We start from the raw sequence: 16665 nt of genomic DNA, 5'->3' as shown, positions 1-16665 counted from the left end.
TGATCCATCATGACGCGTTGATGACGGGTCCACCAGCCTCGTGCATGGGCAGATCGAATATTCATAGGACGTGACGGGCTCGGCGTATGAAGCATGCCCCACCAACTATCGAGCAGGGCAACACGGCATGCCGTTCATTGCGGCGTTGCCGGCCTGGCGCGTCCGGCTGCTGATGGCCATTCGCAGAGCCCCCACGGACTACGAGCGTGGGCAGGCGCGCCCCTCCCAGCTCTCCGGGCCCGAAACGCAACCGAATCACGGGACGCACATCCCACCGATCTCCGGTAGCATGATCTTCACGGCGATGAAGCTCGCCCCGACTGCCGCACCGGCTGATGGCTTCTACCAGGCGAACACTCACGGTAGAAGGCGGGTGAGCGAAAAATGGCGGGCTTCACCAGCATCCTCCATCCCGGTGCCGGCGGCACAGAGAGTACCGCACAACCATCGCCGGACCTCTTCGCTGACCTTCACCTTGACCAGCTCGTCGACGCGGTGACCGCTGGACACAACGACAGCGACGTCGCCGGTATTTTCTGCACTCCCCTGCACGACGTGCGCACGGTGCAATACCGTCACGAGGTCTTTCGTGACCTGGAAGACGAGCAGGCAATGGCGCCGATCCAGCACTTCGTTGAGGGCATGCGCGCGATGCGTGGTCGCCTCAACGTGGCGAGAAACGCTTGGCATCGGCTACAGCGACAAGGCTGGCTGATCGATGCGATCGAAACCTATTGTCGCACAATAGACCTGTTGCGCCACGAGACCACGCACACCCCGGTGAAGTCTTCAGGCCTGCGCAATTTCATCCAACACATCAGGAGTTACACGGCCAGCGAGGCGTTCACCACGCTGACAAGCGAGACCACATCGGTGCACGAGCAGCTGCGCAAAGTGCGGTACATGGTGCATGTGGAAGGACTGCAGGTCCACGTCGAAAAATACGACGAGCAAACGGATTACAGTTCAGCAATCGCCGAGACATTCGAGCGTTTCGCAACCGAGTCAAACCGGGACTATCGTGTTGCCCTTCCGGAATTCAACGATATGAACCACGTAGAGGAGCAGATTCTCGGATGTGTCGCCGAACTTCATCCAGAGGCGTTTGGGCGACTCGATGAGTTCTGCCGGCGCCACGAACACTTCATCGAACCAACGATCGCAAGGTTCGAGCACGAGATCCAATTTTACTTAGCATATTTGGCCTTCATGCGCCGATTCACGGCCGCTGGACTCTCTTTTTGCTATCCAGACGTCACCGACGAGCCTGGTGTGGTGGACGTCGGCAACGCTTTCGACATCGCGCTGGCGATAAACACGGTGCAAGAACACCATCGGCCTGTTGCCAATGATTTTCACCTATCGGGGACACAGCGGATCTTCGTGGTTACCGGCCCGAACCAGGGGGGTAAGACAACCTTTGCACGGACCATCGGGCAATGCGCCTACCTCGCATCGATCGGCTGCGCCATTCCTGCCGCTAGCGCCAGGCTGACGTTGCCCGATCAGATCTACACACATTTCGAACGGCAGGAGGACCTGTCAACGCTGCATGGAAAGCTCGACAACGAACTGGTACGCATCCATGACATCCTTTCGCGTGCAACCGATGCCAGCATCATCATCATGAACGAGAGTTTCTCATCAACCACCATCAACGATGCCCTGACAATCGGCCGCGAAGTGCTCGAGCGAATCATCCAGCTGCGCTGCGTCGCGGTCTATGTCAGCTTCCTTGACGAGCTTTCCGCGCTGGATCCGGCATGCGTGAGTATGGTCGGCGAAGTCGCCTCTGATGATCCGACCCGGCGGACATTCAAGTTCACTCGTCGGCCCGCCGACGGGCTGGCGTATGCCGCGGCGTTAGCCGAAAAATATGGGCTTAGTTACGATGTTCTAGGGCGGAGGATCAGCCTGTGAAAGTCCGGCTTTTACACCCGGTCGATGACCCCGACCTGTCGCCACGACTTCCGTGGCGACAGCAGGATCTCGCCGATCAGGACCTCGAGCTCAGGCGGGTCTACCAAGCCATGGCTGCCGGTGACGAATTCTTACTCGAGACAGCCAAAAAGATTGTGCCACTGGCGGTCACGGATCCCGGTGTCGTCGTCTACCGTCAGCAAGTCTTGGCAGATTGTCTGGCAAACCGTGCCGCCGTACGGCAGCTGTATGATGTCGCGGTCGACGGCGTAGAAGTTCGGCGAAAGGTATTTCTCGGGGGTTTGATGTCTCGCGACCCACAGGCCATTCTGCGTCGTTCCGTCAGGGTCCTTGAACTTTTGGTCGGTAACCTGCGTCAGCTGCGGACGTTGTGCGACGAACACGGCACCGCGTTCAGCTCGCCGGGCTTTCGGCAGCTTCTTGATATGGTCGGCGACCAAATCTGCGATGAGTACCTCGAACAGCTCGATGCCGACCTGCGCGAGCTGCATCTTCCCCGAGGTGTGATGCTCAGTGCTTCTCTGGGGCTGGGCAATAAGGGCACCGGCTACCTTCTTCACCAACCGCCCTACCGCAATTGGTGGGACAAACTAACCGGAAGCCACAGTGGTGCTCCGGGATTCGTCATTGACGACCGTGACGAGACCGGCGCGCGAGCGCTTACCGAGCTAGCCGGCCGTGCGATCAACGAGGTCGCCAACACCGTCACTCGATCTGCGGATCACGTCGAAGGATTCTTCGGCCGGCTACGGACCGAGTTGGGGTTTTATCTGGCTTGCGCGAACCTTCATGAACAGCTCACGAAAAGGGATGTGCCCATCTGCTTTCCGATACCCACACCTATAGATCAGGCGCGTTTCTGCTGCCGCGATCTGCGCGACATCGGCCTCTGCCTGACCACCAACAAGCCGGTGATCGGAAATGACATTGATGCTGACGGCAAGTCGCTGATGGTGATCACCGGGGCCAATGAAGGGGGGAAGTCGACGTTTCTTCGCAGCATGGGCGCTGCTCAGGTGATGATGCAGGCCGGCATGTTCGTCACTGCCACATCGTTTTGCGCCAACGTCCGTGACGCCGTTTTCACACACTTCAAGCGTGAGGAAGACGACACCCATACCCACGGCAAGCTCGATGAGGAGCTCGCTCGGATGAGTGACATCGCCGACGTGATCGGCTCGACCTCAACACTGTTGTGCAATGAGTCCTTCGCCTCGACCAATGAGCGGGAAGGGTCGCAGATCGCGTGCGATGTGGTGCGAGCGATGGTCGAAAGCGGAGTCAAAGTCGTCGTCGTCACCCATCTGTACGAGCTCGCACACCATCTGCACTCACGCAATGATCCTGACTATCTGTTCCTGCGGGCCCAGCGCCGTGACGATGGCGTTCGGACGTTCCGATTAGAACCAGGGCGACCCCGGCCCACCAGCTACGGCCAGGACTCATTTCAGAGGGTATTCGGCCACGCCCCAGATCGCGGCGTGAGCCGCGAATCCGTTGGATTCGGCTGATTCACTGACAGATTGGTTATCCTCGCCGCGATGGACGCACATACCGACGAGGGCGACGGCAATTGCCATCCGCGCGCAGCCAGATACGTGAAAGCTGCCGACGGCCGTCGCCACTAGATCGCCAATCGCCCGAACCGGGCCAAGTAAGACCGGAGCCGGAGCCGCGCAAGCTATCTGGAAGAAGTTCCGAGATCGCGGCCGACTCCCTCGGCGTGGCATATCCAATGCCGGCACCGACTCTCGGGCCGCCACAGTAATCGCGGTGCGCGGTAGCCGCGTCAACACCGTTGTGAGCCACGGTTGTTGGGCTTCGGCGTCGCGGTCGCGACACCCGTCGTTGCCATCAGCGGTCACGTCTCTCACCTAACCGGGCTAGCCGACGTGGGCCAATCCTGCATGACTAACTCGGCCGGCGATGCTTACCCAGCCCACTGGGCTCCAGAATGTATGCATCACCGATCCCTTGCCCTGGATGATGGACAGATCGCGGCTGAGCTGCTCGCTAAGACGTATGGCCGCGGAGCCGGTTGCTTCGTCTTCCTGCACGCCAAGCTCGGGTGCAAACGATCGCGAGCGTAGCTGCCCGGCGTCGCGGTCGATCCATGCCCACACGTAGTGGGGGAAATCGTCGAAATAGTCGCTGGGATCGGCATCGATGACGTCTTTGGGCGAAATAAGCTCGTGCATAACGAAATCGGGCGTCCATTCAGCGAAAGCCCGGACGGCGGTCAGTTCCGCGGTGCAATCGACTTCTACGACGCCGACTGGGAGCCGCAGGCTTCGAACGGGCGCGTCGCGGCTTCGTAGCCACCACGCGGCCCCCACGACGGCATGGCCGACAAAGGGCGATTCAACGCTAGGGGTGAAGATGTGCCCCGCGGCTGTCGGATGCCCCTTCCTAGGCAGATCAACGAAAATCGTTTCGCTGTAGCCTAATTGGGTGGCAACCTGCTGACGTGCGGCTTCTGGGGCGGCCGCGGCATCAATCACGCCGAGCGGATTGCCGAATTTGCCGTCATTGTCGGTGAACACTCGCAACACGGTCACGTCAATAGACATCAGTGCCAGAATCCTTGAATCGATCGGTTACCTCATCGGTATGCGGTCATCGGGTACCGAGTGCGCCAAGCAGGTACGCGATCAGTACAGCCAGAAATACGTAGAGGAGGTAGACATTGACATCGCCCGATTGGATAGGAGTCACCAGGCGCGCGCAATACTGCACGGCGACTACGGTGGGACGATACAGGTAACGCTGGAATAGCGGGGTGACCTCCGCTTCGTAGTGCACTGGCCCGGATCGCCCCGCGGGTTCGTCGGATGCCCGCTGCACGGTGACGCTTGGTTGGTAGAGGCGATCGAAGGTCACTCTGACGGGCGCAGCGAAGGTCATGGCCGAGTACTGCATCCGCGGCTTGAACGTGACGATCCCGCCGTCCCATACCGGGGTCCGTCGGCCCGGCGTTTTGGGGCGTCCCACCATGTGGACCGCGATCGGCACGATCAACGCACCGAACAGGCATGCCGCGAGGTAGGTGGGAGAGAATGCCGAGAAGTCGGTGTTCGCCGGGATGATGGTTAATTTGTCGATCAGTATCCGGGGCAACACGTCCACCGAAGTGACACTGCGGACGGCGGATCCGAGCGCTGTGATCACCAGCGGGGCACCGACTCCGAGCGCAAGACAGCCTGACGCCAAGAGCGCCGCGCCAAAGACGGGCTGTCCCGATTCGGTAGCTTCGGCTGCGGCCTTGGTCCGCGGCATGCCCAAAAACGGGATCCCATAGGCGCGAACGAAAGCGCACACCGCTAGGCCGCCGGTGAGTCCCAGACATGCGGCAGCCACGACGATCAAGATGCCCACCAAATGACTAGGGATGCGGAAGCCCTGAAACAGCCCTTGGAAAATCAACCATTCGGACACGAAACCGTTCAGCGGAGGTAGCGTCGTAATCGCGAGTGTGCCGATCATGCTGATGACCGCGGTGCGTGGTAACCGGTGGATCAGCCCGCCAAGCCGATCCATATTGCGGGTGCCTGTGGCGTGCTCGATCACGCCAGCCTCCAAGAACAGCAATGTTTTGTAAATGCCGTGGTTGCCAACGTGATACAGGGCGGCCAGTAGCAAAAATGCCCCTAGCGCGGCTTGTCCATAGGAGGTGAACGTCATTCCGGCCCCGACCGCGATGGCGATAATTCCGATGTTCTCAATCGTCGAGTAGGCGAGAAACTTCTTGATATCGCGCTCGGTGAGCGCGTACAGGATACCTACCACCGCGGTGAGGGCGCCCATCCCCATGGTGGCTAGACCCCACCATGCCGGCCCATCTTTGAGGAGCGTGGTGCTGAACAACAGGATCCCGTAGATACCCAGTTTGACCACCATCCCGGACAAGAAGCCCGAACCATCGGCAGGTGCCACCGGGTGCGCCTCGGGTAACCACACATGCAGCGGTACTAGTCCGGCTTTGAACCCAAACCCTATGAGCGCCAGCATGAATACCGCGTCTCGGGTTCCCGGCGAAAGATGGGCTGAGGATTTCGCGATCACGGCCAAATCCGTGCTGCCGGCGCGGGCGGACAGCAGCACGAAGGCCGCGACGATCAGCCCGAAGCCGATCTCGGACAGCGCAAGAAACCAGAATGCGCCCGCAGCGACGTCGTCCCGGCGTTGATGACGCAAGATCATCAGGTAGCTCAACAGCGCCATGGATTCCCACGCCACCAGGAACACCACGACGGTGCCCGCGATCAGCACGGTGAGCGTGGCCAGCAGCGCCAAATGATAAGTCGCGAGGTAGAGCGAGGTGCCGCGGCCCGACGCATGGTATCGGGGTGTATAGCAGGCGATTGCCATCGCGACTACGCCCAACACCACGACGAACACGCCCGCCAGTGGGGTTAGCCGCAGCGTCACCGGGCCGACCACGTCATTGCCGCTCAATGTCTTCGACACCGTCCCCGAATGCAGGAACAGCAGGCTGACCCCGCCGACGAACGCGGCCAGGCCGCCGACGCCGCCCAATGTAGGTGAAATACGCCTTGCGCCGGTATTCGAGATCACAGCCGTGATTGCCGCGCCGGCCCACAGCATGGCCGCCGTACCGAAGACGGCCCATTCGGTCATGGCAATGCACCTTCTTGCACGAACGGTATCGCGGAGACCTTTTCGGCGAGACGACCCACAGCGACCATCAGTGACTGCAGCAGCGCCAAGGGACTCGGTGGGCAGCCTGGCACGTAGACATCAACGGGCAGCACCGCATCGAGCGCACCGTGCGTGATCTGGTCCGGGGGATATACGCCGCCGAGCGCACAGGCGCCGACTGCCATAACGAGCTTGGGTTCGGGAGTGGCATCGTAGGTCTTGTGCAATGCCACATCGAATGCGCGCACCGCGGGCCCGGTCACCATGAGGATGTCGGCGTGACGCGGGGCAGGAGTGAAGAAGAATCCAAGCCGGTGCAGATCGTAGTGCGGTGCGGTCAACAGCCGAATCTCCTGTTCGCACACCGCACAAGATCCGCTGTCGACAGTCCTGATATGCAAACTGCGGCCGAACAACCTGCGGACGGCGCGGCGCAGGTCCTCCGCGGCCTGCCCGGTGTCCCCTTCGGCTAACGGGTGCGGTCGTATCGCGCTTACGGCTTCCATCATGGGAACATCCTCACCTCGCGGGTCTTCTTGAAGGTTGCTTCGATCCGGCCGCGTTCACCGCGTGATGCGTGTTGCCGGTGCTCGTGCTGGTGGCCGGAACTGTCGCCACCGCGCGTACCAATGCGCAGCAGGCCTGTGCATGCCCGGGATGGCCGCACACGCCGGCAGCTGAGACGCTCACTCCTTGGACCATGAGAGTCCCTCCGGCGGCTCAGATTTAACCAACACAATGCGCTTGACAAGATGTTCGCGAGTGGTGGTGGACAATTCGAAGACACCGCTGGGGTGCACCGCGGCGGGCGCCGCAGCCCAGCAGCGTCCGCACGCGGTGCAGGCGCCGATGTCGTAAATCAAAGCCTGGTCCTCACGTCGCAGTGCGGAACTCGGACATGCTGCGACGAGCTCATCGGCGATGGCGGTGTCCAGCAGCGAGACGTCGAACACCGGAGGGGTCGGCAGGTCACGCGCCCAGGGTTCCGGTGCGACGCGCGGGTAACGGGTCGTCACCACTCCACGCCGCAATCCGCGAAGGAACCACCAGGCCATCAGCGCGCTCGACCAGCTGCGGTCAGCCAGAAACTGGCTTCGATGATCGGGACATCGGTGAACACATTTTGGGAGCGGGCCGCGTCTCCGAAAGCGCGCCAATTGCGCACGGCCGCTGGGCGCAACCTGCATCGACTGATTCGTCCATCGGGATCGAGTTCGACCCAGACCAGCGCCTCGCCCCGCGGCGATTCTGCCCAGCCGAGCCCGGATCCGGCTCGCCGCGGGATTGGTGCCGGTTGACCATCGATGCTGCAATCGGATAGAGCGAGTTCGTCGATTAGTGTTACCGCTTCGTTAATTTCGGACAGAAAGACGTGATAGCGGGCCCGAACGTCGCCGCGGCTTGCACGTGCGACAGTCACCGGGTGGTTGTCATACGGCGGTTGCAGATGGTCGCGGCGCGTGTCGAGAGATAGCCCGCTCGCCCGCGCCACCGGTCCGACAAGGCCGAGCGAGGCTGCCTGTGCAGCGGTGATGATGCCGGTCGCCTCCAAACGGTCGAGGAAGGAGTTGGTGGAGTCGAGCCCGTCGGTGACATGTCGCAAATCGGCACATACAGTTCGGGTTTCGGCGCTGAGTCCGCGCAGATCGGCTCGCCGCGCGACCCCGCCGATATCGATGACGCCGAAGAGATAGCGATGCCCGAAGAACCGCGCACCTACCCTGAGAAGGCTTTCCAGTATGATTTCGCTGTTCGCCTGGGCCACTGCCAGTCCAGTGGACTGGCACAATGCCGCGATCGCGGCGACGTGATTGTAGATCCGTTCGAGTTCTACTGCCGCGGCCCGTATTCGGCTGGCTGCCGGTGCTACCGAGATGCCAAGCGCGGTCTCGATGGCAGCCGCGAACGCCCACGCATGCGATGCCGCTGACAGGCCCTCGGCCCGTTCTATGAGGAATAGCGCTTGCCGCGGATGCATTCCGCGCAATCGCCATTCGATGCCGCGATATTTGTGCCATGTGAACAGGTAAAGGTCGACCACTTCTTCCCCGCTGGTGACCAGGCCGTAGTACAACGATTCGAAGCCCACCGCGCGTACCGGCCCGAAGGGGAACTCGAACGCTTCTCCCCCGACGGTATGTGGGGCCCGGATACCTGCGGCTTCACGAGTAGGTATTCGGCCCAAGCGGGGAAAATCCACTTCTGCATAAGGAGGCAGAGCGATCCGGTTGAGCTGCCCGCCGTCGGCAGGACGTAGTCCGAATTGCTCATAAATCTCGCATTCCTCCACGAATGCTGCCGGCTCAACGACCGACAGTGAGGGATACTCATCGGTGGAGCATGCGGTTTCGGTCACCAGGTACCGATTCGTGCTGCCGTCGAGTGCCCACACCGATCGCAAGACTGGATCCGCGCCAGGTTGGTGGTCGGCGAACATATCGGCCAAGCGAGCATTGGCGCCCAGCTGTTGCACGGTGGCCGGCAGTTCACCGACGGAGACGGGCACGCGAACGACGCCATCTTCCTGGACGGTTCGTGCTTGGTCAGGAAGCATCGCCTGCCAGGTGGCGAGATCGGCGCTGGTCATGTCAGGACCCCGATTGATCCAAGGATCGCCGCGTGTAACCCGGCGGGGATCCAGATGCCAAGCACCAGTAGGACAGTCACGCCCGTGACAATGGGTACCGCCGCCAGTACCCGCTGCTCGCCAGTCGCGTAGGGGCTCGACACGTGGACTTGTGCCTGCGGCTCTCCGACAATCATCGGGACAGTACGATGCGCGAAGGCGACGAACGCGAACACCAGCAATAGCAGGAGTGCGAAAGGCAGCCACGGGGGGCTGCGGTCCAAACCCGCTCGAACAATCGTAAATTCGGACAGGAACAGTCCGAACGGGGGTGATCCGAGGATGGCGAAGGTGGCGAGCATGAGCACCGTCCCGCTGAGCGGGAGCGTCGTAAACAGTCCGCGGACTTTCGTCGCTTCGCGGGTGCGATATCCCAGCACGATGTCACCGCTGGTGAGAAAAAGTACCGCCTTGCCGATCGCGTGGTTAAGAGTATGCAGCATGGCGCCGTAGCAACCCAGTTGTCCACCGAAACCGAGCGCGATGGCGATGATACCCATGTGCTCTACCGATGAATACGCGAAAAGGCGCTTGAAATTGGCTGTGGTAACCAGGAATAGCACACCTATCAAGACGGATGCGAAGCCAAAGGACAGCATTACCACCCGCACGTAGTGGGCTCCCAGACCGATCCTGGCGATGGCCAGGAAGCGAATGATCGCGTACATACCGGTGTTGAGCAACGCCGCCGAGAGCATCGCGCTGGTTGGGCTTGGGGCCTCGGAGTGGGCATCGGGTAGCCAGGTATGCATCGGCACAAGTCCCACCTTGGTGCCGTAGCCGACCACAGCGAGTAGGAATGCCAATCGCAGTGCAGGATGGGATAATTCGGATGCATGCTGGAACAAGTAGGGCCAGGTGAGCCTGAGGTTATCGGTTAGAGCCAGGCCGGTGCCGGAGTAGAAGAGAAACATGGTGCCAACCAGAGCAATGGTGACACCGAGCGAGGAGATGATGATGTACTTCCACGCGGCCTCCAGCGAACTGGCCTTTGCTTCCAAGCCGACCAGCGCAGCACTCGCGAGGGTGCTTCCCTCGATGAGCACGAACAGCATCCCCAAGTTGCCCGTGCTCAGCGAGGCCAACATCAGCGCTGCAAACGCCCCGAAGAATCCGAAGTACATCCGAACCTGGAACGGACTGAGCTGCCGCGAATCCTCCTGTGCCCGAATATAAGCAGCAGAGCCAAGGGAGGACAATAATATCACCACGGCTACGGTGAATACAAAGAACGCGCTCGTGTCATCGAGGTAGATAAATCCAGACAGGGCGGAAACCACGTGGTGATGGTGAATCCACAAGAGTAACCACACTGACAGACCGAGCGAACCGCATGCGGCTCCGATGGCTACGTAACCCGCCAATCTGGCCTTGGCTCCTGCCACCGCAACCGATGACGTCGCCAGGGGCAATGCTGCGAGCAGCACCACGAGCGGACTCATCCTCGCAACTCCTTCAGTTCGGCTGAACTTGCTTCGGCAAGTTGGCGAGTCAGGCCGGAGACAAAAACCACCATGATGAGTACGCCCGCGACAATGTCGAGAAAAACGCCGGCTTCGACGATGAAGGGGAAGGTGGCTACCAGGGTGATCGCGCCCAAAAAGACTCCATTTTCCACCAGCAGCCAGCCGATAAGCTGAGCGACGGTGTGGCGTCGTACCACCATGACTTCGCAACCGAGCAAAATCATCGCGGTCGACAACGGGACCACCGCAGAGGCCACCAGCCCCTGTGGCAACACCTGGGGACGAATCACCAAGTATGAGAACGCAGTCAGCGCACCGCCGAGGATGATGGCGGTCGATAAACCGGTGGACATCGCGACGTCGCGCTGAAGCTCCAGCCGCTCAATAAGGAGCCGTCGTGCGGCCAAGGGGATCCCGATCCCTTTGACGATCAAGGTGATGACGGCCAATACCCACAGTTCTATGCGGCCGAAGTTGTAGGCGACTACCGCGCAGGCGATCGCAAGCAGAAACGATTGTGCGCCATAATAAGCGAGGTAGCGGTTAAACAGCTTAGAGCCCAGACAAGCAAAGGCGCACAACAGCATCAACACGCTACACAGGTCAAGCGCCACACCCGCGCCCGAGGTCGCTGTCAGGCTCTCCACACTCATGCTCCGATCACATACGAGGTCGCGATACCCACCAACGCCAGCAGGAAGGAGGCGCCTAGGAATTCCGCGATTCGGAAGAACCGCAGCTTGGCAAACGAAGTATCGATAATGATGATGACCAAGCCGCAAATCGCGAGCTTTCCGAGCAACACCGGAATCGCCAGCAGGCCGTGGGCGATCGACTTGGCATCACCTAGGCCCCAAGGCATTACGAAGACATTCATGAATATCGACGACAGCAAGAGGAGCTTCATCCAGGAACCCCACTTGATTAGCGCATAGGGCCGGCCAGAGTATTCGAGCACGCGGCCTTCCTCGATCATCGAGATCTCGATCGAACCCGTCGGGCTATCGATCGGGATGCGTCCATTTTCGACCAAGACCAGCAAAAAGAAGGCGACAGTGCCCAGCAAGTGGGTGGGCAGGACGAGAACATACGGGGAGTTCGCGACCGCGTGATTCATCAAATATGGGTTGTCCGAGGCAGATACGGCGCCCACCGTAAAGAAAACCAAGATCAGGGCGGGCTCGGCCAGGCTGCCAATCCAGCTGGCGCGGCTGGCTCCCAGACCGCCGAGCGGGCTGGCCGTATCCAGCCCTGAGAGTGAAACAACAAACGAGGCCAGGGTCAGCACGAATGCGCCACCGATGAGATCGGCAAGGAAGGCAAGCGGCAAAGGCTCATTGGTGATAATCGGGACGATCGCCGAGACCGTGAGGTAGCAAGCAAAGGCCACAAACGGCGCCGCGCGGAACACCCACGAAGCCTGATCACTGACCGCACTGGACTTGCGTAGCCACTTGGCGAGATCCCGATACTGCTGCAGGACGCTGGGGCCCCGCTTTGACGCGACGACCGCTTCAGCGCGTGCCAGTGCCCCCGAATACAGCGGCGAAAGCGCGAGCACAACCATGCTCTGCAGGACCTGCAAGACCACAGCGGAACTCATGAACAGCTCCTACCCTTCGGGGCGGTTTCGGGTGTCGAAACCCGCGGGTAGAAGCCATTAGCGCCATCGGGCCGGCCCAGATAGACCGGGCAATAGCGCGTAGAGCGAGCCCCATCGCTGTATTGCGTGTACACCAGACTCTACACACATACCTGCGCCTAAGACACCGCACGGCTGCATCTGCTGATCGTCGATTCGCGCGGTTAGGGGACGGGTCGTCGACGATCCGAGAGGTGTGGTGTGTGCTTTGCCAGCGGGTATCCACGGGTCTGGGGCGATGCGTTCGTGCTACCTCTCCGCCCCACAGGGTTGGTGCGAATGAGGGGGCATCCCAGGGCGAAACACACGGCCCGTCGCGGCATCTCACACGCCAGGCTTCCCGGGCGACTTTGCACCACCGGCCAGGGCGCGTCAATTGCCCAGTGCTTCGGTTTGACGCTGGCCTCACCGGCGGAGTTGCTGCTACCGCAAAAACACGTCGCCATTCGGGTTGCGGCCGGCGATGAGGCTCGCCGTTACATGCGCTCTTTGGGCGTTGATGGCTTCTACCCGTCGTGTCGTTGGCCGGGTACAGGCTGCCTTCCAACGAACCCCGGGGGGCCTCGACGCCCCCCCTTGTCAAACGAGAACCTGGACTCCGCGGACCACCGGCCCGACGAGCGGCGCGCTGTTAAAGTTTCATGTTCCCGGCGCGGCGAGTAGCTCGGCGCGGCTACGCGGCATACCGCTATCACCTCGTGCTGTCGGCTTAACTGCCAATACCTGGTTGATCCCAATCCGATTGGCCGCGAAGGCCAGCGCCGAGCCGGCCATGTAGAGGCGCCAGATTCTTGCCCTGCCTGCGGTACTCACCCCGATCGCGTGCTCCCAACCGGCTTCCAAATTCGCTACCCATGCCCGAAGTGTGAGCGCGTAGTGCTCGCGAAGGGATTCGACGTCGCGAACCTCCAATCCTGCTCCCTCTAACGCCTCGATCATCGTTGCCAGGGGCTCGATCTCGCCGTCGGGGAACACATAACGATCGATGAAAGACGTCTTCGAAAACGACGCGGACTTACCGGGGCGGCGGGAGATAGCGTGGTTGAGTAGTCGGCCCTGCGGACGCAGCAATGCGTACAGGTGCCCCGCGTAGGACGGCAGCATTCCAGATCCGACGTGCTCGGCCATGCCGATACTCGAGATGGCATCGTAAGGTCCGTCGGCGACGTCACGATAGTCCTGTACCCGAATCTCAACCAAGTCATCGACACCGTCATCGGCCATTCGCCTGGCGGCGTAGTCGGCCTGTTCACGCGACAACGTGATACCGACTACACGCGCCCCGTAATGGCGCGCGGCGTGGGCAGCGAAAGTCCCCCAACCGCAGCCGACATCGAGTACCCGCATGCCCGTACCAAGACCTAGCTTGCGGGCCACCAGATCGCATTTGGCGTACTGAGCGACGTCCAGGTCACTGTCCTGCCGGGCCCAGTAGCCGCATGAATAGGTCATGGTTTCGCCCAATACCAGGCGGTAGAAGTCGTTTCCGACGTCGTAATGGTGCCGGACCGCGGCGACATCGCGTTGCTTGGCGTGCCGACGGCCGCGTGCCGGCTTGGCCTCCTCGGGCGGCGGCTTCGGGGGCAGGCCGAGGGCTCCGAGCCGCAGTACCGCTTTGATCACTGCGCTTTTCGTCTCGGAATCGATACGCACTCCAGGACCACTCGTGGGGTCTGACAGCTGCTCGAGGGTGGCCAGGCCCGCGACTAGGTCCCCGACGACTTCGATATCACCCGAGACGTAGGCGCGGGCAAAGCCGAGTTCGTTGGGAGCCCACAACAATCGCCGCAGTCCCCGCCGGTTGTTGATCTTCAAACCCCACTGCGCGTCCACGGGTCCTGAGCGGCTGTCGTCCCATCCTTGGACTGCGATCGGCGCCTCGATGCCCAAAACGGCATGCACCAACGGCATCATAATGTCGCTAACGGGCACGACGACAGTCCTACATGGCGCAGCGCCGCGCGAGTGTCGACCGCTTGGCGCGATCATCACCGGCACGGACGCGATATTCAGCTGAGGCATTCATCTTGTCAGTGTTGCGTGGTCCGGAATCGATCAACGGAGCGCTGTACCTCCGCCTCGGCGGCTCGCCGGTCAACCCAATCACCCGCCTGCACATACCTTCTCGGCTCCAGGTCTTTGTAGTGGACAAAAAAGTGCTTTATCGCTGCGAGTTCGAAAGATGACACATCGCTGACGTCGGTGATGTCGTCGTAGCGCGGATCGCCGGCGGGGACACACAGGACCTTGTCATCGCCTCCGGCCTCGTCGGTCATTTGCAACATCCCTACTGGCCGTGCGGTGACGATGACGCCGGGGAAGACCGGTTCGGGCAGCAATAACAACGCATCGAGTGGATCGCCGTCCTCGCCGAGGGTGTCCTCGATGAAACCGTAGTCAATGGGATATCCCATCGAGGTGTACAGGTATCGGTCGAGACGGATTCGTCCGCTAGCGTGGTCGATCTGATATTTGTTGCGTTGGCCTTTCGGGATTTCGATGGTCACGTCGAAGCGCATGGTCATCGTTTCCTCATCTCTATTCTTGTCAGCCTCGGCGAGGTTTGGGTTGGTTGCCAGCGCGTACGGAAATCGAGTGCCTTTGAGGGAAGCGCCGAGGCGCAATCCGCGGCATCGCGGGCAGCGCCGCCGGCCCATGGTTGCGCAACGTCTGCGTCAGCTGCACTGCCAGTTCGGCCAGCCGACGTTCATCGGCGAACGCAAGTCGCGACGACAGCGCCTCGAGTGGCACCCATGCAACGGCGGTGACCTCATGGTCATTGACAGCAGCTGACTCGCATTCGCGAAACTGCAGCAGATAGTGGTGGACGGTCTTATGCACGATGGCGGCATGTGCGCGAAACCAGTAGTCGATATTGCCCAGTGGGGCCAGCACGTCACCGCGGATGCCGGTTTCTTCGGCAACCTCGCGTACGGCGGTCTGTTCGGGTCGTTCCCCGATTTCGATGTGGCCCTTTGGCAATGACCACCGGGTGCGGCCGCGACGATCGGTCCGGCCGATGATTACCGCGGACTGCCGATCAGCGGTGATATCGCGGATAACAAGCCCGCCCGCAGAGAACTCGCGCGCTATAGGTAATGGCTTTGGCGTGGCATTGATCCGGCGGATGTTCGGCCGGCCGGCCGGCCGGTTCTGCCCCACTGAGCGAGGCGGCTCTTCGTCTGACTTACTCATTCGAGTTGCTCTCTGCCATGATTCGGGCGACGTAGTCTGCGGCTTCAGCCCCCTCGTAGGCCCGTACCACTTCTTCGACGCTGCCGGCCATCTTGATTTCGCCGTGATCGATCCAAATCGCGGTCTTACACAGCCGCGCGAGGAACTCGTTCGAGTGGCTGGCGAACACCAGAATGCCTGCTCGTTCGACGAGCTTGTCCAACTGGGCCATGGCTTTTCGCAGGAAGTCGGTGTCGACTGCACCGATGGCCTCGTCGAGCAGCAGGATTTGTGGGTCGATACTGGTGAGTACTCCGATCGCAAGGCGTACCCGCATGCCGGTGGAATAAGTGCGTAGCGGCATCGACAGGTAGTCGCCGAGCTCGGTAAACGCTGCGATGTCATGGGCCTTGACCCGCATCGTCTGGCGGGCCTCCCCGAGGAACAGTCCCCGGATGACGATGTCTTCGTAACCCGAGATTTCGGGATCCATGCCGACGCCGAGATCGAAAATTGGTGCGACGCGGCCGCATACGGCGGCCGAACCGCGGGTGGGTTCATAGATTCCCGACAACAGCCGCAGCAGCGTCGACTTGCCGGCCCCGTTGTGGCCAACGAGCCCGACGCGGTCGCCGGCGCTGAGTGAGAGCGTGATGTCACGCAGCGCTTCAATGACGGGCACGTTGTCCGCGGTTCGTCCGACGGTACCTCCTGCCTTGCTGAGGAAGGTCTTTTTCAGCGACCGTGTCTTGGCGTCGAAGATCGGGAACTCGACCCAGGCGTTACGTATCCGAATACTCACCGGCGTCAATTGCGTTGGCCCGGAGTGTATGTGATTGCGCTTTAACCAGCTCGATATGGGCACGGTCTCCTCAGCTGAGTCCGAATATGTTGTCGTTCCAACGATTCAATGTGCACGACGCGGGTAGCGTCCTGAGCTCGATGGGTTCAACCGATTCGGGACGTTTCAGGCCCGAGCAACTCGAGGAGGCGGCCACATGGCCATCGCGCTCGGCGGTGCATCGTCTCTTCAAGGGTTTCTTCCAGGCTTAGTCGATAGTCGTCGGGTTCGCTCCAGCGTCCACAGCCGGCGTGGAGCGGGCAGTTGCTGCTCGGCGGACGTCCGTGTGCTGCACAGCCGGGAACCCTGCCCGAGC

The 16665-nt window shown here is 61.2% G+C and carries 14 protein-coding genes and 1 riboswitch; of the genes, 2 read left to right on the top strand and 12 right to left on the bottom strand.

Annotated features, from left to right (window positions below):
- The first annotated feature begins 291 nt into the window (after positions 1–291).
- Positions 292–352: riboswitch (Fluoride riboswitch) on the top strand.
- Between the two features lie 32 nt (positions 353–384).
- Together OQ789_RS19415 and OQ789_RS19410 are read left to right on the top strand one after the other, a co-directional pair.
- Positions 385–1920, top strand: a complete 1536-nt coding sequence (locus OQ789_RS19415) for a MutS-related protein (protein ID WP_324687727.1) — start codon at positions 385–387, stop codon at positions 1918–1920.
- Positions 1917–3452 carry a MutS-related protein gene (locus OQ789_RS19410; RefSeq protein ID WP_324687725.1) on the top strand — a complete coding sequence of 512 codons (1536 nt, stop codon included), beginning with the start codon at positions 1917–1919 and terminating at the stop codon, positions 3450–3452. The genes OQ789_RS19415 and OQ789_RS19410 overlap by 4 nt, the downstream gene beginning before the upstream one ends.
- Positions 3453–3824: 372 nt before the next feature.
- Here the strand turns inward: OQ789_RS19410 and OQ789_RS19405 are convergent, their stop codons facing one another.
- From OQ789_RS19405 to OQ789_RS19350, 12 genes are all read right to left on the bottom strand, one after another.
- Positions 3825–4511, bottom strand: coding sequence for a PhzF family phenazine biosynthesis protein (locus OQ789_RS19405; RefSeq protein WP_324687724.1), 687 nt, complete (start codon positions 4509–4511; stop codon positions 3825–3827).
- Positions 4512–4557: 46 nt separating this feature from the next.
- On the bottom strand, positions 4558–6579 hold the full coding sequence (locus tag OQ789_RS19400) for a proton-conducting transporter membrane subunit (RefSeq protein WP_324687723.1): 2022 nt from the start codon (positions 6577–6579) through the stop codon (positions 4558–4560).
- Entirely contained in the window at positions 6576–7109 is a 534-nt protein-coding gene (locus OQ789_RS19395; RefSeq protein WP_324687722.1) for an oxidoreductase, read from the bottom strand. Before OQ789_RS19395 ends, OQ789_RS19400 begins: the two co-directional genes overlap by 4 nt.
- Before the next feature lie 177 nt (positions 7110–7286).
- On the bottom strand, positions 7287–7616 hold the full coding sequence (locus OQ789_RS19390) for a hypothetical protein (RefSeq protein WP_324687720.1): 330 nt from the start codon (positions 7614–7616) through the stop codon (positions 7287–7289).
- Positions 7617–7654: 38 nt separating this feature from the next.
- The gene (locus OQ789_RS19385; protein WP_324687719.1) at positions 7655–9187 is read right to left on the bottom strand and encodes a nickel-dependent hydrogenase large subunit; all 1533 of its coding nucleotides are present in this window, start codon (positions 9185–9187) and stop codon (positions 7655–7657) included.
- On the bottom strand, positions 9184–10668 hold the full coding sequence (locus tag OQ789_RS19380; RefSeq protein WP_324687718.1) for a proton-conducting transporter membrane subunit: 1485 nt from the start codon (positions 10666–10668) through the stop codon (positions 9184–9186). The genes OQ789_RS19385 and OQ789_RS19380 overlap by 4 nt, the downstream gene beginning before the upstream one ends.
- Complete coding sequence (locus tag OQ789_RS19375) at positions 10665–11345, bottom strand: hypothetical protein (protein WP_324687717.1); 681 nt, start codon at positions 11343–11345, stop codon at positions 10665–10667. The genes OQ789_RS19380 and OQ789_RS19375 overlap by 4 nt, the downstream gene beginning before the upstream one ends.
- Complete coding sequence (locus tag OQ789_RS19370) at positions 11342–12295, bottom strand: respiratory chain complex I subunit 1 family protein (protein ID WP_324687716.1); 954 nt, start codon at positions 12293–12295, stop codon at positions 11342–11344. The genes OQ789_RS19375 and OQ789_RS19370 overlap by 4 nt, the downstream gene beginning before the upstream one ends.
- A gap of 678 nt (positions 12296–12973) precedes the next feature.
- Positions 12974–14248: a class I SAM-dependent methyltransferase gene (locus tag OQ789_RS19365; RefSeq protein ID WP_420716156.1), complete on the bottom strand. Its 1275-nt coding sequence runs from the start codon at positions 14246–14248 to the stop codon at positions 12974–12976.
- Between the two features lie 116 nt (positions 14249–14364).
- On the bottom strand, positions 14365–14853 hold the full coding sequence (locus tag OQ789_RS19360; RefSeq protein WP_324687808.1) for an inorganic diphosphatase: 489 nt from the start codon (positions 14851–14853) through the stop codon (positions 14365–14367).
- A 28-nt stretch (positions 14854–14881) separates the two neighbouring features.
- Positions 14882–15496 (bottom strand): NUDIX hydrolase, encoded by a 615-nt coding sequence (locus OQ789_RS19355; RefSeq protein ID WP_420716153.1) that lies wholly within the window; start codon positions 15494–15496, stop codon positions 14882–14884.
- A 25-nt stretch (positions 15497–15521) separates the two neighbouring features.
- Entirely contained in the window at positions 15522–16190 is a 669-nt protein-coding gene (locus tag OQ789_RS19350) for an ABC transporter ATP-binding protein (RefSeq protein ID WP_420716155.1), read from the bottom strand.
- Positions 16191–16665: the final 475 nt, after the last annotated feature.

This window comes from Mycobacterium sp. 94-17 (assembly GCF_035617725.1).
Classification (GTDB): Bacteria; Actinomycetota; Actinomycetes; order Mycobacteriales; family Mycobacteriaceae; genus Mycobacterium.
The sequence above is the reverse complement of the archived record's forward strand: the minus strand, read 5'-3'. Positions and strand labels throughout refer to the sequence as shown.